This window comes from Chimaeribacter californicus (assembly GCF_002858675.1).
In the GTDB taxonomy this organism is placed as follows: Bacteria; Pseudomonadota; Gammaproteobacteria; order Enterobacterales; family Enterobacteriaceae; genus Chimaeribacter; species Chimaeribacter californicus.
Window position 1 is genome coordinate 55,677 of record NZ_PJZF01000014.1, and the last position, 19,246, is coordinate 74,922.

Annotated in this window: 17 protein-coding genes; 9 read left to right on the top strand and 8 right to left on the bottom strand. The window is 58.5% G+C overall.

Annotated features, from left to right (window positions below; translation table 11 throughout):
- Nucleotides 1-268 precede the first annotated feature (268 nt).
- Both corA and CYR55_RS15425 read left to right on the top strand, forming a co-directional pair.
- A complete protein-coding gene (gene corA, locus CYR55_RS15420) occupies nt 269-1,219 on the top strand; it encodes a magnesium/cobalt transporter CorA (protein ID WP_101817265.1) in 951 nt (316 codons plus the stop codon).
- Nucleotides 1,220-1,353: 134 nt separating this feature from the next.
- A complete protein-coding gene (locus tag CYR55_RS15425; RefSeq protein WP_241522165.1) occupies nt 1,354-2,421 on the top strand; it encodes an AbrB family transcriptional regulator in 1,068 nt (355 codons plus the stop codon).
- A 2-nt stretch (nt 2,422-2,423) separates the two neighbouring features.
- Here the strand turns inward: CYR55_RS15425 and rarD are convergent, their stop codons facing one another.
- A complete protein-coding gene (rarD, locus tag CYR55_RS15430; protein ID WP_101817266.1) occupies nt 2,424-3,332 on the bottom strand; it encodes an EamA family transporter RarD in 909 nt (302 codons plus the stop codon).
- 83 nt (nt 3,333-3,415) lie between these two features.
- On the bottom strand, nt 3,416-3,886 hold the full coding sequence (locus CYR55_RS15435) for a thioesterase family protein (protein WP_101817267.1): 471 nt from the start codon (nt 3,884-3,886) through the stop codon (nt 3,416-3,418).
- A gap of 191 nt (nt 3,887-4,077) precedes the next feature.
- Between CYR55_RS15435 and pldA the strand changes: the two genes are divergently transcribed.
- The 3 genes from pldA (at nt 4,078) to rhtC (ending at nt 7,579) form a co-directional block, all read left to right on the top strand.
- Nucleotides 4,078-4,956 (top strand): phospholipase A, encoded by an 879-nt coding sequence (pldA, locus tag CYR55_RS15440; RefSeq protein ID WP_101817268.1) that lies wholly within the window; start codon nt 4,078-4,080, stop codon nt 4,954-4,956.
- A gap of 67 nt (nt 4,957-5,023) precedes the next feature.
- Nucleotides 5,024-6,856 (top strand): ATP-dependent DNA helicase RecQ, encoded by a 1,833-nt coding sequence (gene recQ, locus CYR55_RS15445; protein ID WP_101817269.1) that lies wholly within the window; start codon nt 5,024-5,026, stop codon nt 6,854-6,856.
- Nucleotides 6,857-6,955: 99 nt separating this feature from the next.
- On the top strand, nt 6,956-7,579 hold the full coding sequence (rhtC, locus tag CYR55_RS15450) for a threonine export protein RhtC (RefSeq protein ID WP_101817328.1): 624 nt from the start codon (nt 6,956-6,958) through the stop codon (nt 7,577-7,579).
- A 652-nt stretch (nt 7,580-8,231) separates the two neighbouring features.
- Here the strand turns inward: rhtC and rhtB are convergent.
- Nucleotides 8,232-8,852 (bottom strand): homoserine/homoserine lactone efflux protein, encoded by a 621-nt coding sequence (gene rhtB / locus CYR55_RS15455; RefSeq protein ID WP_101817270.1) that lies wholly within the window; start codon nt 8,850-8,852, stop codon nt 8,232-8,234.
- 114 nt (nt 8,853-8,966) lie between these two features.
- Between rhtB and pldB the strand changes: the two genes are divergently transcribed.
- Both pldB and yigL read left to right on the top strand, forming a co-directional pair.
- On the top strand, nt 8,967-9,998 hold the full coding sequence (pldB, locus tag CYR55_RS15460) for a lysophospholipase L2 (protein ID WP_101817271.1): 1,032 nt from the start codon (nt 8,967-8,969) through the stop codon (nt 9,996-9,998).
- A gap of 27 nt (nt 9,999-10,025) precedes the next feature.
- Nucleotides 10,026-10,835, top strand: a complete 810-nt coding sequence (gene yigL / locus CYR55_RS15465) for a sugar/pyridoxal phosphate phosphatase YigL (protein ID WP_101817272.1) — start codon at nt 10,026-10,028, stop codon at nt 10,833-10,835.
- Nucleotides 10,836-10,880: 45 nt separating this feature from the next.
- On the opposite strand, the gene CYR55_RS15470 is transcribed toward yigL, so the two are convergent.
- Genes CYR55_RS15470 through CYR55_RS15490 form a run of 5 tightly spaced genes read right to left on the bottom strand, consistent with a single transcriptional unit; the run spans nt 10,881 to nt 16,503 of the window.
- Entirely contained in the window at nt 10,881-11,939 is a 1,059-nt protein-coding gene (locus tag CYR55_RS15470) for a glycoside hydrolase family 130 protein (RefSeq protein ID WP_206604042.1), read from the bottom strand.
- Nucleotides 11,920-13,515, bottom strand: coding sequence for an alpha-glucosidase (locus CYR55_RS15475; RefSeq protein WP_101817274.1), 1,596 nt, complete (start codon nt 13,513-13,515; stop codon nt 11,920-11,922). Before CYR55_RS15475 ends, CYR55_RS15470 begins: the two co-directional genes overlap by 20 nt.
- Before the next feature lie 10 nt (nt 13,516-13,525).
- The gene (locus CYR55_RS15480; protein ID WP_101817329.1) at nt 13,526-14,353 is read right to left on the bottom strand and encodes a carbohydrate ABC transporter permease; all 828 of its coding nucleotides are present in this window, start codon (nt 14,351-14,353) and stop codon (nt 13,526-13,528) included.
- Between the two features lie 2 nt (nt 14,354-14,355).
- Nucleotides 14,356-15,231 carry a carbohydrate ABC transporter permease gene (locus CYR55_RS15485; protein ID WP_101817275.1) on the bottom strand — a complete coding sequence of 292 codons (876 nt, stop codon included), beginning with the start codon at nt 15,229-15,231 and terminating at the stop codon, nt 14,356-14,358.
- 3 nt (nt 15,232-15,234) lie between these two features.
- Nucleotides 15,235-16,503 carry an ABC transporter substrate-binding protein gene (locus CYR55_RS15490; RefSeq protein ID WP_101817276.1) on the bottom strand — a complete coding sequence of 423 codons (1,269 nt, stop codon included), beginning with the start codon at nt 16,501-16,503 and terminating at the stop codon, nt 15,235-15,237.
- A 238-nt stretch (nt 16,504-16,741) separates the two neighbouring features.
- On the opposite strand from CYR55_RS15490, the gene CYR55_RS15495 reads away from it, so the two are divergent.
- Both CYR55_RS15495 and CYR55_RS15500 read left to right on the top strand, forming a co-directional pair.
- Nucleotides 16,742-17,776, top strand: coding sequence for a LacI family DNA-binding transcriptional regulator (locus tag CYR55_RS15495; protein WP_101817330.1), 1,035 nt, complete (start codon nt 16,742-16,744; stop codon nt 17,774-17,776).
- A 43-nt stretch (nt 17,777-17,819) separates the two neighbouring features.
- Nucleotides 17,820-19,241: a phosphohexomutase domain-containing protein gene (locus CYR55_RS15500; protein ID WP_101817277.1), complete on the top strand. Its 1,422-nt coding sequence runs from the start codon at nt 17,820-17,822 to the stop codon at nt 19,239-19,241.
- Nucleotides 19,242-19,246 lie beyond the last annotated feature (5 nt).

Genomic DNA, 19,246 nt, shown 5'->3' on the forward strand with positions numbered 1-19,246 from the left:
TCTCAGCGTAACATGCGCGCACTATTCTTAATGAGGATCTTCGCCTTGGACACACCCAGTAGATACTGGCTCAATAACCTGTTCATAAGGTGCAACTTCTAAGGCTATCCTCCTTGCTGATAGCCTTCGTGGTTGTCAGCGACCCTCCCATTGTGTCGCCCTGAGTCAGAGCCTATCGCGGTCTGAAACACGCCGGTGTTACACACCCTTTTGGTTTCTGTGATCCATTGCGTTGCCTCTTTTTGTCGTCACAAGGGAGCAATCGCCTATGCTGAGCGCATTCAAATTAGATAACAGCCGCTTATCCCGTTTAGAGCTGGATGTCTCGGACGATCTCACCACGTCGCTGTGGGTGGATCTGATCGAGCCCGACGTGGATGAGCGCGAAAAAGTACAGACGGAACTGGGCCAGAGCCTGGCCACCCGCCCGGAACTGGATGACATCGAAGCCTCTGCGCGCTTCTTTGAAGATGAAGACGGCCTGCACATTCACTCCTTCTTCTATTTTGAAGATGCAGAGGATCACGGCGGCAACTCCACCGTGGCCTTTACCATCCGTGACGGCCGCCTCTATACCCTGCGCGAGCGGGAGCTGCCGGCGTTCCGCCTCTACCGGATGCGCGCCCGCAACCAGATGCTGATTGACGGCAACGCCTACGAGCTGCTGCTGGATCTGTTTGAGACCAAAATCGAACAGCTGGCGGATGAGATTGAGAACATCTACAGCGACCTGGAAAAACTGAGCCGGGTGATCATGGAAGGACATCAGGGCGATGAATATGATGCGGCGCTCTCCACGCTGGCGGAGCTGGAGGATGTCGGCTGGAAAGTGCGCCTTTGCCTGATGGATACCCAGCGGGCGCTCAACTTCCTGGTGCGCAAGGCGCGGCTGCCGAACGGCCAGCTGGAGCAGGCGCGCGAAGTGCTGCGTGACATCGAATCCCTGCTGCCGCACAACGAATCCCTGTTCCAGAAGGTGAACTTCCTGATGCAGGCGGCGATGGGCTTTATCAACATCGAGCAGAACCGCATCATCAAAATCTTCTCGGTGGTTTCCGTGGTGTTCCTGCCGCCGACGCTGGTGGCCTCCAGCTACGGGATGAACTTCGAATTTATGCCGGAGCTGAAGTGGTCATTCGGTTACCCGGCGGCGATTGGCCTGATGATCCTGGCCGGGCTGGCACCTTACCTCTACTTCAAGCGCAAAAACTGGCTGTAACCGCCTTTTGCTCCCCGGGTTGCCGGGGAGCCGTTTGCCCTTTCTGTGATTTCCCGCACACTTCATCGCCTTTTCCTGCCCGATCCAGCGTACACTATCGCCTTCATTGTTAACGAAATGTAGATATACGCACCATGCAGATAAAAAGGATGTCGCCCGCCCGCCAGTGGGCACTGCTGTTGTTATTTTCCGTGATCGTTGGCTTTGGCTTTCAGGCTTGTCACCTGCCGGCGGCGCTGCTGCTGGGGCCGATGATCGTCGGGGTGGTGATGGGGTTGCTGGGCGCATCGATCCGCGTGCCGTCGCGCTGTTTCACCCTCTCGCAGGGCATTCTGGGCTGCATGATCGCCCAGAGCCTGTCGCCCGGTATTCTTACGCCGCTGCTGAATGACTGGCCGATGGTGGTGGCGGTGCTGTTCGGCACCCTGCTGGCGAGCGGCCTCTCCGGCTGGCTGCTGGTGCGCTTCAGCGCGCTGCCGGGGCCGACCGGTGCCTGGGGATCGTCGCCCGGCGGGGCGTCCGCGATGGTGGCGATGGCCGGTGATTTCGGTGCGGATGTGCGGCTGGTGGCCTTTATGCAATATCTGCGGGTGCTGTTTGTCGCCACCGCCGCTGCGCTGGTGGCGCGCATCGGGCTAGGGGATGCGGCGGGCCACCAGGCGGTGACGCAGGTGTGGTTTCCGGCGCTGGACGCGCGCTTCATCGGTACCCTGGCGATTGCGCTGGTGGGCATTCTGCTCGCGCCGCGGCTGCGGATCCCGTCCGGCGCGCTGCTGGTGCCGGCGATTCTCGGCGCGGTGGTGCACTCCGGCGGCCTGATGACGCTGCAAATCCCGGAATGGTTGCTGGCGATGGCCTATGCGTTGATTGGCTGGACGGTGGGGCTGCGCTTCACGCGCGATATCGTGCTGCTGGCGCTGCGCACCCTGCCGCAGATGCTGGCCTCGATTTTTGGGCTGATGCTGGTGTGCGGGGCGATGGCCTGGGGGCTGACCCAGGTGCTGCCGGTGGATCTGATGTCAGCGTACCTCGCCACCAGCCCCGGCGGGCTGGACACGGTCGCGATCATTGCCGCAGGTACGAAAGTGGATATGTCGTTTGTGATGGCAATGCAGACGCTGCGGCTGGTCACCATTCTGGTTACCGGCCCGGCGATGGCGCGCTTTATCTCACGCCATGCCGGTAAGCCCCAGCCTACATGACGTTAGCGCGGTTGCGCATGTGCATCAGCGCGGGTGCGCGTGCTGTAGAGCGCATCCAGGGTAAACAGCAGCAGGCCGCTCCAGATAAAGGCAAAGGTCACCAGTTTGTCGTTGCCGACGGTTTCACCGTAGAACGTCACCGCCAGCACAAACATCAGCGTCGGGCCGAGGTACTGGAAAAAGCCCAGCGTGGAGAGGCGCAGGCGGGTGGCCGCCGCGGTGAAAAACAGCAGTGGGATGGTGGTGACAATCCCGGCTGCTACCAGCAGCAGGTTCAGCGTCATCGGGTTTACCGTCAGGTGGCTGGTCGGCGTATCGGCGATAAAGAACAGGTAGATAACTGCCGCAGGCAGCAGCCACAGCGTCTCAATCAGCATCCCGGTTTGCGCGTCGATGCCGATCTTTTTACGCAGCAGGCCATACAGCGCAAAGCTGAACGCCAGACCCAGCGCAATCACCGGCAGGGAGCCGAACTGCCAGAGCTGCACCAGCACGCCACATACCGCCAGCGCCACTGCCAGCCATTGCAAACGGCGGAAGCGCTCTCCCAAAAACAGCATCCCGAGCAGCACATTCACCAGCGGGTTGATAAAGTAGCCGAGGCTGGCCTCCAGAATGTGGTGATTATTCACCGCCCAGATAAACAGCAGCCAGTTACTGCCCACCAGCAGGGCAGTGACGGCCAGCATCAGCAGCCGTTTCGGCTGGTGCAGAATGGCGCGCACCTTGCCCCAGTTACGGCTGACCGAAAGCAGGATCAGCATAAAGAAGAAAGACCAGACCACGCGGTGGGTCAGGATTTCGCCGGGCGGCACCTGTTGGATCAGCTTGAAATAGGCGGGGGCGATGCCCCAGATAAAATAGGCGGCCAGAGCAAAGAAAATGCCGTGCCGGGTCTGTTTTGCATCCATGTGTTTGGCCTGAAAGAAGAGAAGGGGTTAAGTGTACTGAGGTTGCCCGGTCTTTGCCCGGCAGGTTTATACTTCTGTGCGGATTACCCCACCAGATAGGTGGCGGTGGCGGTGGCGATATGTTGCCCGGCCTCGTTATGCAGTTCCACCCGCGCGACCGCGACTTTATTCCCGGCGCGTAACAGGGTGCTGCTGGCGGTGAACTGGTCGCCGCGCCCCGGCCGCAGGTAATCGACCCGCAGATCGATGGTGCCCATTTTGGCCATCCGCTCACGCAATGCCTGTTCGGTGAGTTCACCATGACGCAGCAGGGCGCTGCCGACGCACACCAGCCCGGCGGCCACATCCAGCACGGAGGCGATCACCCCGCCGTGTAAAATCTGTTGTGCGGCATTACCCACCAGCCGGGTCTGGTGCGTAAAGGTCAGCTCGACGTGCTGTTCGTCAAACGTCGCCAACTCCAGGCCCAGCTCACGGTTGAACGGCATGTCATAAACGAAGATCGTGCCAATCAGCCGGCGGGCGGCGTCTTGAGAGAGTACGGTGGCAGACATAAATCTCCTTGCAGGAAAACCGGCAAACAAGCGGTGTAATGTTAATTTAATGTGGATTCTATGCTTCTAATTTGTTGCTTTCCAGCTGCAAACCGATAATTCGAAACACCACTAATCGCTGGTCGTATTTGTGTGTAAAATGGCCTCCCTTCGGGGTGAGCCTATTTTTTTTCAGAGTGAGTGGAGGGGTTATGCGCAGTTATTGGGGGATCGGGATGGTGTTGCTGGCAGCACCGGCTCTGGTTCAGGCAGAAGAAGCCACCGTTAAAGAAATTCATGATTACCCCACAGTGCGTGGTAGTGTCATCGCCAGTATGTTGCAGGACCATGATAACCCTTTTACCCTGTATCCTTATGAGACGAATTATCTGTTGTATACCTACTCAGATAAGATAAACACCAAGGCGATCCAGTCCTACGACTGGGCCGACAATACGAAAAAAGATGAGGTAGAGTTCCAGCTGAGCCTGGGCTTCCCGATCTGGCGCGGCATCGCCGGGGAGAACTCCCTGCTGGCGGCGTCCTATACCCAGCATTCGTTCTGGCAACTCTCCAACCGGGGCGAGTCGTCACCGTTCCGTGAAACCAACTACGAACCGCAGGTGTTCCTGGGTTGGGCCACGGACTATTCCTTTGCCGGCTGGACATTGCGCGAAGTAGAGACCGGGTTTAACCACGACTCCAACGGCCGCTCTGACCCGACCTCCCGCAGCTGGAACCGCATCTATGCGCGTTTCATGGCGCAGCACGGTAACTGGCAGGTGGATCTCAAACCCTGGTACCGCCTCCCGGAGAGCGATGCCAACGACGACAACCCGGACATCACCAAATACATGGGCTATTACCGCCTGAAAGTAGGGTATGCCTGGGGCGACAGCGTCTTCAGCGTCAACGGCCGCTATAACTGGAATACCGGCTACGGCGGTGCAGAGGCGGGGTGGAGCTATCCGATCACCCGCCATGTCCGCTTCTACACGAAGGTCTTCAGCGGCTACGGCGAATCGCTGATCGACTACAACTACAAGCAGACGCGTATCGGTGTCGGTGTCATGCTCAACGACATTATGTAACAGCGGTGTTTGTGCATCATCACCGGCGGGGAGGTTGCCCGCCGGTTCGTAAAAATTGGGGAAACGAGTGTCTACGGCGGCAGTAATCAATAAAGCATTGCTGGCCGAGCAGGTGTTACACGACACCTTCGGCTACCAGCAATTCCGTCCGGGTCAGCAAACCATCATTAACACCGCGCTTGAAGGGCGCGACTGTCTGGTGGTGATGCCCACCGGTGGCGGCAAATCCCTGTGTTACCAAATACCTGCCCTGGTGATGGATGGCCTGACGCTGGTGGTCTCACCGCTGATCTCCCTGATGAAAGACCAGGTTGACCAGCTGTTGGCCAACGGTGTGGCGGCGGCATGCCTGAATTCCAGCCAGACGCGCGAGCAGCAGCACGACGTGCTGGCAGCCTGCCGCAGCGGCCAGATCAAGATGCTCTACATCGCGCCGGAACGGCTGATGATGGACAACTTCCTCGACCACCTGCCGCAGCTTAACCCGGCGATGCTGGCGGTTGACGAAGCACACTGTATTTCCCAATGGGGCCACGATTTCCGCCCTGAGTACCGTGCGCTTGGGCAACTGAAATCCCGCTTCCCCGATCTGCCGGTGATCGCCCTGACGGCCACCGCTGACGACGCCACGCGCAATGACATTATCCGTGGACTGGCGCTTAACGACCCGCTGATTGAGATCAGCAGCTTTGACCGCCCGAACATCCGCTACACGCTGGTGGAAAAGTACAAGCCGCTCGACCAGCTCTGGCGCTTCGTGCAGGACCAGCGCGGCAAATGCGGCATTATTTACTGCGGCAGCCGGGCGAAAGTGGAAGACACCACCGCGCGTTTGCAGGCGCGCGGCCTGAGTGTCGGCGCATATCATGCCGGGCTGGAGAGTGAGCGGCGCGCGCAGGTGCAGGACGCCTTCCAGCGTGATGATTTGCAGGTGGTGGTCGCGACCGTGGCGTTCGGGATGGGCATCAACAAGCCCAACGTGCGCTTCGTGGTGCACTTTGACATCCCGCGTACCATCGAGGCCTATTATCAGGAGACCGGGCGCGCCGGGCGTGACGGCCTGCCCGCCGAGGCAATCCTGCTCTATGACCCGGCCGACATGGCCTGGTTGCGCCGTTGCCTGGAGGAGAAACCCGCCGGGCCGCAGCAGGACGTGGAGCGCCACAAACTCAACGCGATGGGCGCATTCGCGGAAGCGCAGACCTGCCGCCGGCTGGTATTGCTGAACTATTTCGGCGAAGGGCGGCAGACCCCGTGCGGGAACTGCGACATCTGCCTTGATCCGCCAAAACGTTATGACGGGCTGCTCGACGCGCAAAAAGCGCTCTCCGCCGTGGCGCGGGTCGGCCAGCGGTTCGGCATCGGCTATGTGGTGGAAGTGCTGCGCGGGGCGAATAACCTGCGTATCCGTGACAACGGCCACGACAAGTTGTCGGTGTATGGCCTGGGCCGGGACCAGACCACCGAGCACTGGGTCAGTGTGTTCCGCCAGCTGATCCACCTCGGGATGATCAGCCAGAACATCGCCATGCATTCGGCGCTGCAACTCACCGAGGCCGCGCGGCCGGTGTTGCGCGGTGATGCGCCGCTGCAACTTGCGGTGCCGCGCATTCAGGCACCGAAAACGCGCAGCGGCAGCAACCCCAAAAGCTATGGCGGCAACTATGACCGCAAGCTGTTCGCCAAACTTCGCAAATTGCGCAAATCGATTGCCGACGACGCGAACGTGCCGCCCTATGTGGTATTCAATGACGCGACCTTGCTGGAGATGGCGGAACAGATGCCGACCTCGCCGGGCGAGCTGCTCAGCGTTAACGGTGTCGGCCAGCGCAAACTGGAGCGCTTCGGCACGCCGTTCCTCGGCATGATCCGCGACCACCTCGATAACGACGACGACTGATCCACCGGCCGCCCGGAAAACATAACCTTATGTGATGGCTACTTAGCGGGCCATCACATATTATTCTGGTTTGCCCCTTTTCTTGTGAGCGTCCTGCTGATGTTAATCCTGTTTTTGACCGTCGCCCTGGTGCATCTGGTGGCCTTGATCAGTCCCGGCCCTGACTTCTTTTTTGTGTCCCAAACCGCTGTCAGCCGATCGCGCCGTGAGGCGATGATGGGCGTGATCGGCATTTCGCTGGGGATTGTGGTCTGGGCGGGGGTGGCGCTGATGGGCCTGCACCTGCTGCTGGAAAAAATGGCCTGGCTGCATCAGATAATCATGGTCGGCGGTGGCCTCTACCTGTTGTGGATGGGCTGGCAACTGCTGCGTTCCGCCAGAGCCAAACAGGCGGCCCCCACCGATGAGGCACCGAAGGTTGAGCTGCCGGCGCGTGGCCGCACCTTTATGCGCGGCTTCCTGACCAACCTCTCTAACCCGAAAGCGGTGATCTACTTTGGCAGCGTCTTCTCGCTGTTTGTCGGGGATGATGTCGGCAGCGCCGAGCGCTGGGGCCTGTTCGTGATGATCGTGGCGGAAACCTTTGCCTGGTTCTCCATTGTCGCGATGGTGTTCGCCCTGCCGGTGATGCGCCGTGGCTATCAGCGGCTGGCGAAGTGGATTGATGGTGTGGCGGGGGTGCTGTTTGCGGGGTTTGGGATTCATTTGATTATTTCGCGGTGACTTGTTTGCTTGTCAGCTTGGGATTGGATATTTGGATGGGTGGAATGTTTCGGTAGGGTGGAAGGTTTCGGTTGTTCAGCATGGGATGCTGCCTGAGCCGCCGCGCCTCAACCGAGCAGGGCCTGCCGGCGCGCCGGCCCTGCACCCGCGGGCATGGTTTTAAGGGGAGGGTTGTGGCATGTTTCGGTTGTTCATGTGCAGTTGTCTACCTGAGCCGTCAAGCCTCAACCGAGCAGGGCGCGCCAGTGCGCTCGCCCTGCACCCGCGCACTTTCGGTGCCCACGCTAATCATTGCCCGCGTAGCGGGTGCCTTCGCTTCACCTCCGGGCTTTTCGGGCCGGTGCAGACACGCTCCCGGCGTGGCTGCACCTCTCGCACACGTCGTGTGTGCTCGCCCGGCCCTGCGGCTCACTCAGCAATGATTTTTACGCCCCCACCAGTCTGCCTTTTTGTTGGTATGTAAGGAAAAGGTAGTTGGGGGCTGGGCGTGTTGCGTGCTCACCCGGCCCTGCGTTTCCATTCGGCAATGATTTTTACGCCCCCACCAGAATTGCAAATTCTTGGGTATGTAAGGAAAAGGTAGCGGGTGAGGGTATAAAACAATGCGATAAAAAAGGGCAGCCTCGTGGCTGCCCTTTTGCGTGATGGGGTTTTACACCCGTCTGGCGGTTGCCAGCAGGGCGCCGACAAGCATAAACAGTGAGCCGAAGATGCGGTTCAGCAGGGTCATCTGTTTCGGGGCTTTTACCCAGTTGGCCAGGCGGCGGGCGAGCATGGCGTAACCAATCATCACGATGATATCCACCAGCACGGTCGTCACCCCGAGGATCACGTACTGCATCGCCTGCGGCTGGTGCGGCACGATGAACTGCGGGAACAGCGCGGCCAGGAACACGATGCTTTTCGGGTTGGTCAGGTTCACCAACACCGCGCGGCGGAACAGCTGGCGGCGCGGCATGCTGCCTGCCAGGGCGTGCAGGTCTACCGCCCCGGCGGCGCGCCATTGCTGAATGCCGAGCCAGATCAGGTAAGCTGCGCCCAGCCACTTCAGCAACTCGAACGCCAGCAGCGACTGCGAAATCAGCGCGCCCAGCCCAATCCCCACCAGCACGATGTGCAGGCTTAAGCCCAGCTGCAACCCGGCGACAGAGGCCACCGCACCACGGTAACCGTGGCTCAGGCTGGTACTCATGGTATTAATGGCGCCTGAACCTGGCGACAGGCTGAGAATAACGGTTGTCAGAAGGTAGGTTAACCACCAGTCCAAGGTCATGGGCAAAGCTCCCTGATTACATTGTTTTGTGCCACAATACGCTATTGTCAGGGGTTGCGCTATGGCCTCACCGCGCGCGTATTTCACTGCATAACAGAGCTACGGACAGACGCGATGTCACATATTTATGAGAGCTGGCTCACACGCGAATTAGGCTTCGCGGCCTTCTCCACCGGGCCGCTGCTGGATTTCTGGCGCGGCAGGCAAGAGGACGAATTCACGGGCGTCAACAACGTGGCGATCCGCTACGTCCGCTTTTGCCATCCGGCCCATGACAAGGTGATCGTGGTGTCGCCGGGGCGCATTGAAAGTTACATGAAATACCCGGAAGTGGCCTACGATCTGTTCCACTGCGGCTATGACGTGATGATCCTTGACCACCGCGGGCAGGGGCGATCCGGCCGGGTGCTGGAAGACAGCCACCGCGGCCATGTACACCTGTTTGATGATTATGTGGATGATTTCGCCACCTTCTGCCGGGAGGTAGTCATCCCGGCCGGTTACCGCCATCACTATGCGCTGGCGCACTCCATGGGCGGCGCGATCCTGGCGCTCTACCTGGCGCGCCGCCGGCCCTCCGGCATACCGCCCCTGTTTGACGCCGCTGCCCTGTGTGCGCCGATGACCGGCATTTTCCTGCCGATGCCGGGCTGGATGGCGCGCCGCATCCTGAACTGGGCCGAAAGCAAACCGGCGCGGCGTGACTTCTACGCCATCGGCACCGGCCACTGGCAGCCGTTACCGTTTCTGGTGAACCGCTTAACCCACAGCCGTGAACGCTACCGGCGTGCCGTGCGCTACTATGCCGACTATCCGGAATTACAGGTGGGCGGGCCGACCTACCACTGGGTGCGCGAAGGGGTGCAGGCGGGCGAGCAGATCCTGGCGCAGGCCAAACATATTGATACACCGCTGTTGCTGTTACAGGCCAGTGAGGACCGGGTGGTGGATAACCGCTCGCAGTTGTTATTTTGTCAGGCAATGGCGAAAGCGGGGCGTCCGTGTGAAGGGGGCAAGCCGTTGGTCATTAAAGGCGCGCGCCATGAGATCCTGTTCGAACGGGACGACCTGCGCGCGCAGGCGCTTAACGCCATCATGCGCTTTTATGCGCAACACCCTCAATCCGGCGGCGATGGCTGCCCTTAACTCCATCAGAGGTTAGAACGTATTCCTATGTACCATGTTGTCGCATCCGATTTAGACGGCACGCTGCTGTCGCCCGACCACACCCTGACACCCTATGCCAAAGAGACGCTGAAACTGCTGACCCGCCAGGGCATCCATTTTGTGTTTGCCACCGGCCGCCACCATGTGGACGTCGGGCAGATCCGGGATAACCTCGAAATCAGCGCCTTTATGATCACCTCCAACGGCGCGCGCGTGCACAACACCGAAGGGGAGCTGATCTTTTCGCATAACCTTGACGGCGAGATCGCCCGCGATCTCTACGGGATCGTGCATGACAACCCGAAGATCCTGACCAACGTCTACCGCAATGATGATTGGTTCATGAACCGTGACCGCCCGGATCAGGATGAATTTTTCCAGGAGTCGGTGTTCAAATACACCCTGTTTGAACCGGCCGAGCTGGAAACCGACGGCATCTGCAAGGTCTACTTCACCTGTGAAGACCATGACGAGCTGCTGCAGCTGGAAGAGACGATCAACACGCGCTGGGGCGACCGGGTCAACGTCAGCTTCTCTTTCCCGACCTGCCTGGAAGTGATGGCAGGCGGCGTCTCCAAAGGCCATGCGCTGGAGCAGGTGGCGGCGCTGGTGGGCTACTCGCTGGCGGACTGCATCGCCTTTGGTGACGGCATGAACGATTTTGAGATGCTCTCGGTTGCCGGGAAAGGCTGCGTCATGCGTGACGCGCACCAGCGCCTGAAAGATCGCCTGCCGCACCTGGAAGTGATTGGCTCGAACGTGGATGATGCGGTGCCGCATTACCTGCGCAAGATGTACCTGTCAGACCCGGCGTAACTGGCGGGCATGGGGGATAAACGGGCACCCGGTGCCCGTTAACGTTCAGGCCACGCCGAGATGTGCCCAGAGATCGGCCAGGCTGATATGGGCCAGCGCCATGCATTCGTCGGCCGCACCGTAGTAGATCATCAGTTGCTGATCCTCAATCAGCGCGCCGCAGGTAAACACCACATTACCGAAAAAGCCCTGCACCTCATACGCAGCCTCCGGCTGTAACAGCGGCGTGGCGGATTTCGCCAGAACCTTCAGCGGGTTCTCTTTCTCCAGCAGCATGGCGCCGAGGCAGTAGCGCTGCTGCTGATCCACGCCGTGGTAGATCTGCAACCAGCCGCGATCGGTCTCCAGCAACGGCGCACCGCCGCCGATTTTCAGTGCGTCCCATTCGCCGGTGGCGCTCCCCAGCAGATGGCGGTGGTTGCCCCAGTGCAGCATATCCGGCGATTCACTGAGCCAGATCTCCGGCTTACCGAAATGTTTGGGTGACGGGCGGGTCAGCGCCTGGAATTTGCCGTTGATACGCGCCGGAAAGAAACAGACGTCGCGGTTATCCGGGCAGAGAATGATGCCCTGTTTTTCCACCACGACAAAATCCTCGGTGACGGCCAGTGCAGTGGAAATGCCATAGGGCGACACAGCGGAATAGTTAATGTAATAGCGCCCGTCGATCAGGGTTATCCGCGCATCTTCACAGCCAAACTGCTCATATTCGTTATCCGGGAAAATAAACGGCGCGTCATCCACAGTGAACTGCACGCCGTCATGGCTGTGGGCCAGGCGTAAATGGGAGAGCGACGTCAGCCAGGCTTCGCGCGGGTCGGCCTTCAGGGTGATCATCCTCGGGTCACTGAAGTCGTAGCGCGGGTCGTGGCGGTGAAATGTTTTGCTGCGCTGCTGCCAGACGCCGCCCTCATTCACCAGCAACGGCACGGCGATCTCATCCGGGTCAGCGGCGATAACGCTTTCCGCCACCCGTAACAGTAAAATGATCTCCTCACCCCAGCGGGTGGCCCCGGCATTAAACACGCACTCTACTTTCATGCCGGGTTGTGAGGGCGTGACGTCTTTCGGGGTAATCAGCGGATTAGCAGGACTGCGGACTATTTTCATGGTTTCCCTTCTTAATCAGAACGTGATTTTTTGCGAGCTCGCGGCTGTCATCACCGAATAAAACAGGCAGGCCGTTGCCAAACAGCGGATTGGGGCGCGGGGCGCCAAAGTTGATCAGAATATGCAGGGTCTCTTCGGCGTTTTGCCGGGTCAGCAGCAGGCAATCGCCTTGCCGTTCAAGCTGCGGGTACACGCCGTTTTGCAGCGCGGAATGGTTGTTTCTTAGTCGAATCAATTGCTTATACTGATTCAGAATAGACCCCGGCTGCTGCTGAAGTGCGCGGGCGTTGACGGTGGCCGCATTGCGGTGCACGGGCAGCCAGGGTGACACCACGGAGAACCCGGCGTGCGGGCCATCATCCCACTGCATCGGCGCGCGGGAGGCATCCCGCGACTGGGTCATCGCCAGCGCCAGTGCCGCCTGATGGGATTTTCCGGCTGCGCGGGCGGTGTGGTAGTGCGTAATGCCCTGAATGTCCTGCAACTGTTCAAGGCGCTCCGGCACAAAATCGGTGAGGCCCAGTTCGTCGCCGTTATACATAAACGGCACGCCCCGGGCGGTGATTTGCAGCGCAAACAGCGCCACAGCGCGGGGTACATCGCGCGTATTTTCCCCAAAGCGGCTGATCATGCGCGGCATGTCATGGCTGGAGAAAAACAGCGTCGGCACGCCCGGCTGGCGGGCTTCCATTTCCACCAATTGCTGATGAATGGCGCTGACGCTGAAGGTCTTCTGGCTGCCGAGGTTGAAGTTAAACACCACGTCCAGCAGCGCTTCGCCCTGATAACGGCACAGGATGCCCAGATCCTCGCTGCCGATTTCGCCAATCAAAAACGCCTCTTTACGCTGCCGGATGTAGCGGCACAGGTGCGCAATCACCGGGGGAAGCCCCGGCTGGTTGATGTCATGCTCATGGCGCTGCTCATTGCCGTCCCACGGGTTGTCTGGGCCGATGCCGTCAGTGGTGAGGAAATTGATCACATCAAAGCGGAAGCCGTCCACCCCTTGCGCCAGCCAGAAGTCGATCACCCGCTCGATTTCACGGCAGACCTGCGGGTTGGCCCAGTTCAGGTCAACCTGCTGCGGGGAGAACTTGTGGTAGTAGTAGTCGCCGGTTGCGGATTCCCGCGTCCAGGCCGGGCCGCCAAAGAAGCTCTGCCAGTTATTCGGCTGCGGCCGGAAGAAAAAGTAGTCCCGGTAAGGGCTGTGGGGGGCGTTCAGCGCCTGCTGAAACCACGGGTGCTCACTGGAGACATGGTTAATCACCAGGTCGATAATCACCCGGATATTGCGCCGGCGGCAGCCCGCCACCAGTTCCCCGAACAGCGCCAGGTCACCAAAGCGCGGGTCAACGTCGCAATAGTCAGCGATGTCATAGCCGTTATCCACCAGCGGCGAGGGGTAAAACGGCGTGATCCAGATGCCGGCAATCCCCAGTTCCGCCAGATAGTCGAGTTTACTGAGCAGGCCGTGGAAATCGCCCAGCCCATCCGCATTACCGTCGCAAAACGAGGGCAGGTAAACCTGATAAAACACCCCTTTGCGCCACCACGTAATTGGCTCATCCATTGCCCTGTCCTTATTTCAGCGAGAGTGACATCCCTTCCAGGAAATGTTTCCTGAAGAGAATAAACAGAATAAAAATCGGGAAGGTTTGCACCACGGAACCGGCCATTACCGGGCCGAGATAAATGCCGTAGGATTTATTAAAGGTGGCCAGTAATACCGAGAGCGGCATTTTTTGCGCGTCCTGCATCACAATCAGCGGCCAGAGGAAATTGTCCCAGGCGGCGGTAAAGGTGAATAACGCCACAATCGCCAGAATCGATTTATTCAGCGGCATCATGATGTGCAGCAAAATTTTCCACAGCGAGGCGTGATCCAGCCTAGCGGCATAAATATAGTCATTGGGCGTGCCTTTAAAACTCTGGGAAACCATAAAGATACCCCAGGCGCTCATCACAAACGGCAGGATCAACGCGCCGTAACTGTTCATCAGCCCCAGTTCACGGATCAGCACAAAATGCGGGATGATAAACATAAACGCCGGGAACACTATTTGCAGAATCAGCAGGTTTTTAAATGCCGCCTGCCCGCGGAAGGTCATTTTTGCCAGCGCATAACCTATTAACGCCGAGCTGAGCGTCACACAGCCGGTAATGGTCAGGGTAATAAACAGCGAATTAAGCAAGGTGCGTAAAAAGGGTTTTTCCGCTTTCCCGGCGTCATCAAACAGGAACCGGTAATTATCAAAAGAGAAATGGCCGCCGAACAGGCTGGAGGTATAAATTTCCGTGGTTTCTTTCAGCGAGGAAAAAAACATCCAGAGATAGGGGTAGAGCCAGGTCAGTGCCAGTAACAGCATCAGGATATGGATAATCACCGACGTGAACGTGAGTCTTTTCATGGTCATACGATCTCAATATTTTTTTCCAGCAGCTTGCGCACCAGCCAGATCAGGCTGAAGCTGAACGCGGCGACGAAGATTGACATGGTGGCCGCCCAGCCCGGTTTCATGCGTCTGAACGCCGCTTCATACATCACCACCATCGGCGTGGTGGTGCTGTCCAGCGGGCCGCCGCCGGTGATCAGGTAGGGTTCGGTAAACAGGGCGAAGGCCACCGAAATCGCCAGCACCAGCACCATCACGATTTGCGCGTTCATCAGCGGCAGGGTCAGGCGGAAGAACCGTTTTACCGGGCGGGTCTGGTCAAGGGCGGCGGCGTCATAGATCTCTTTGGGAATGGCGAGCAGCCCGGAATAGAAAATCAGCCCGTAATACCCGACAAATTTCCAGGTCACAATCAGGGCAATCGAGATCATCGCGACATCGGGCGCAGTAAACCACGGCACATTAATGCCGAAATGCGCCTGTAAAAAGAGGTTAATCGGGCCGTATTCGCTGAACAGCTTGGAAAACACAATCGAGTACGCCACCCCGGATGACACATTGGCGAGCAGAAAACTCAGGGCAATAAACGCCTTGCCGTATTTAATCTTGCTCAGGCCAAAGGCAAACAGCAGCGAGGCGGAAAGCACAATCGGCAGGTAATAGAACAAGAACAAAAACACATTCTTCATCGCTTTCCAGAACAGCGGGTCATGCAGCACGTTAATGCTGTTTTTCAGGCCGCTAAACGTCGGCAGGCCGATAAATTGCCAGTCGGTAAAGCTCAATATTCCCAGCCAGAGAAAAGGATAGAGCCAGAATACCAGCGAATACCCGAGATAGGTGGAGGCCAGCAGGCCCCCTAATGAAGACTCTTTTATTGTCAGCCTGAACATAGGTTATTTACCCAGAGTGTAATTAATGTCGTCAGCTGATGTCTGTAATGCCTGCGCCGGGGAGCGGTTCTCAAAAATAGTGCGCTCAATCATTTGGGTCATGCTGCGCTGGACGTCAATCGTCCGGGTTGTTGCTGCCGGTGGGGTGGCACGGTTCACATATGAGATAATCTCTTTTGCCAGCGGGTTATTATTCAAATAACCGGAGAACAGCGGGTTGGTCAGCAAGTCTTCCCGCGCCGGCGGCATGTTGGTTAATTCCAGCCATTTCACATCATATTTCGGGTTGGAATAGACCCATTGAATAAATTTCCACGCCTCTTCTTTTTTATCGGAGCTGTTAAATAACACCAGCCCTTTGCTGTCGGCCATGGTGGCCGGGGCAGCACTTCCGGCGGCAGTGAGCATGGGTCCGATGCGGATGGTTTTTAATATATCCGGGTATTGTTCACGGTAGCGGGTAATATCCCATGGGCCGCGCACCGCGCCAATCACATCACTGGTAACCAGCGGGTCATCTGCCGCTGTGAAATCGTAACTCGACCATTTATTCAGGAACATCTTCTGGATAAAGGTTAATACCTCCAGCCCGGCTGGGTTATTGAATTCAGCGCGATCGTTTTTCAGGTAAGGTTTATTACCGGAGGCCGCATAATAGAGCGGGACAAAATCAAACCAGCGATCCCACCAGTTTTTCCCGGCCGTGACCTGCATCGAATAGCGGCCGCCCGCGGCAACATTCTTTTCTGACAAGGAATAGACCTCCTGGTAGGTCACCGGCACCCGGTCAACGCCCAGTTTTTCCAACAAATCGCCGCGCCACCAGTAAACAATCGGGCTGACATAAATCGGGATGACGTTGTTTTCCCCGTTGATTTCCCAGGCATCAATGAACGGTTTCATTTTCCGCGCGTTGACCAGCGCGTCATACCCTTCCAGGGTGGAGAAGTCAGTGAGCTGGCCCAGCCCGGCCAGCTGGGTGGCAAAACCGATAAAAATATTGGTGGAGATATCCGGCTCCGTGCCGGACGCCAGCGCGTTCATGATCGCCTCTTCCGAACTGCCGGCTACCGGAATGGCGGTGAACTCAATTTTGGGATTGCCCGGAATCGCGTTCCAGTCACGGATGACGGCACCCCAGAACGTCTCCTGGGTGATATTCGGGGCCACCCACATTTTCAGGGTTGACGTTTGTTTTTCTTCCGGCCCGCATCCGCTGAGAAATAGCGCCGCGCCGGTAAATATAACCGGCATTAATAATTTGGATAACATATATTCGCCCCTTAAATAATTATCAGATGATAATCCGTTTAATTTATGCCAGGTAGGGTGGGATTCTTTTTTTACGCTAGCATGTGGGTGTTGAAGTTTAACGTTAAACCTGTCACAGATTTCATTTTGTTTATCGTTAAACTCACCTGCTGATTAGGCAGTGTTTTATAAGCTGAGGCCTGATGGGTTACTCTCTGCAGAAGAGTGACGGTTTTTATTAAGGCTTAAGGTAATGCGTATGCCCATTCAGAAAAAAATGACACTGAAGTCTATTGCGCGGGAGTTAGGGGTGACCCATACCACGGTGTCCAATGCCTATAATAATCCGGAGAAACTTTCGCCCGCCTTGCGGGAGCGGATTTTAGCGTATGCCTCATCCCATTATTTTCATGGCCCGGATAATATCGGCCGGGCATTACGCACCGGAAAGTCAGACGCCATCGGCGTTATTTTTAATGATTCCCTGAGTTATGTCTTTACCGACCACCATGATTTGAATCTGATGAAAGGCATCGCCAACGCCTGTGAAAAGAAGGGCGCCAATATTGTGCTTATTCCGCTGAAGCAGAAAGACAACGCCAGAATTAACGCCATTAATGCCGCGGTGGATGGTTATATTTTGAACGCGACGTTCAATAACGACCGGATTATTGAAAAAGCGCTGGCAAAGGGGCTGCCGATTGTCACCACCGATTTTGCCATTCCGCACCACAGCAGCGTCTCGATTGATAACGCATCGGCGATGCAGCAGATCTGCCTGCACCTGCTGGAAAAAGGCCACCGGCGCATCGGCATTATCTCTTTTCCTTCCCGCCAGGGAAGGCGGGGGATGTCTGCGTTGTCGGCCCCGCTGGGCGGCGATAACACCCTGATGCTGACGCGGGTCAATGCCTGCAAAACCACGCTGGCCGCGCACGGCATCGATCTGGCCATGTGCCGGTTATTTGAGACGGAACATGACGAACAACACGGGGCGCTGGCCGCGCAGGCATTGCTGCGCGACAGCCCGGCGATCACGGCGCTGATCTGCCTCTCTGACCGCTTTGCGCTGGGTGCCGTGCAGGCATGCCTTGGGGCCGGTCTGGCCATTCCGCAGGACATCGCCATCACCGGCTTCGACAACATGCCGCTGCCTGACAGCCTGCCCGGCCTGACCACCATTGCACAGGATGCTGAAAAAAAAGGGGAGATGGCCGCCGGATTGTTACTGGAAGGGAAAAAGGGGGTGCACCATAACCTCGGTTTTGCGTTGATCGTGCGCGAATCAACCTGAACGAAAGGTGCACCCGGAACCGTAGTGAACAGCAGGATAGATAATGGAAACACTGAGCTGTTTTAAGGCGTATGACATCCGCGGCGAGCTGGGCATCACGCTGGATGAGGCGATCGCCCGGCGCATCGGCCGGGCCTACAGCGCCTGGCTGCACCCGACGCGGGTGGTGATCGGCGGGGATAACCGCCTCTCCACGGCCGGGCTGAAACAGGCGCTGGCCGCCGGGTTGCAGGCGGGCGGTGCAGACGTGATAGACATCGGCATGGTCGGCACGGAAGAAGTCTACTTCGCTACCCGCGCCCTGAACGCCTGCGGTGGTATTCAGGTCACGGCCAGCCATAACCCGGCCCACTACAACGGGATGAAACTGGTGCGGGAAGAGGCAAAACCGATCAGCAGTGACAGCGGGTTGCTGGCGATCAAGGCACTGGCCGAAGCCAACCAGTTTCCCCCGTCACGCGTCGGCAGCTATCGCCAGCTGGACCACCGCACGCCCTACCTCGACCACCTGCTCAGCTACCTGCAAGGGCAACCGCTGCGGCCGCTGCGGGTGGTGGTGAACGCCGGCAACGGGGCCGCCGGGCCCATGCTGGACGCGCTGGAACAGCGGCTGTGCCGGATGGGCTGCGAGATAAACTGGATCAAGATTCACCATACGCCTGACGGCCGCTTTCCCCATGGCGTCCCTAACCCGATGTTACCGGAGAACCGGGCCGCCACGCAGGCGGCCATTCTGAATCACCGGGCGGACATCGGCCTCGCCTGGGATGGTGACTTCGATCGCTGTTTTATCTTCGACGAACAGGGGGCATACCTCGAAGGCTATTACGTGGTCAGCCTGCTGGCCGATGCCCTGCTGGCGCGCACGCCCGGCGAAACGATCCTGCACGATCCCCGGCTGATCTGGGCGACCCGCGAGACGATCATGCGGCACGGCGGCACCCCGGTGGAAACCAAAACCGGCCACGCGTTTATGAAAGAGCGTATGCGGCAGGAGGACGCGCTGTACGGCGGCGAGATGAGCGCCCACCACTATTTCCGGGCGTTCGGTTATTGCGACAGCGGCATGATCCCGGCGCTGCTGATGCTGCAACTGCTCGGCGAACGCCCCCAGCCGCTCTCGGCCTGGGTCGCCGGGCTTAAAGCGCGCTTCCCGGTCTCCGGGGAGATCAATTGCCGGGTGGAAGACCCTGTGCAGGTGATGCGGGCCATTGAGGCGCACTATATGGCCGGGCGCGCGCCGGATATGGCCGTGGGCGCGCCGGATGCCCCCAGCGTGACCCACATTGACGGGGTGAGCATGGCGTTTGCGACGTGGCGCTTCAACCTGCGCTGCTCAAATACCGAACCGCTGCTGCGGCTGAATGTGGAGTCACGCGGCGACCGGCCGCTGATGCAGGCAAAAACACGCGAATTGCTGGCCCTGATCGCCGCATCACCGGCCGCCGGTTCCCCTGGGGTTTAGTTTCA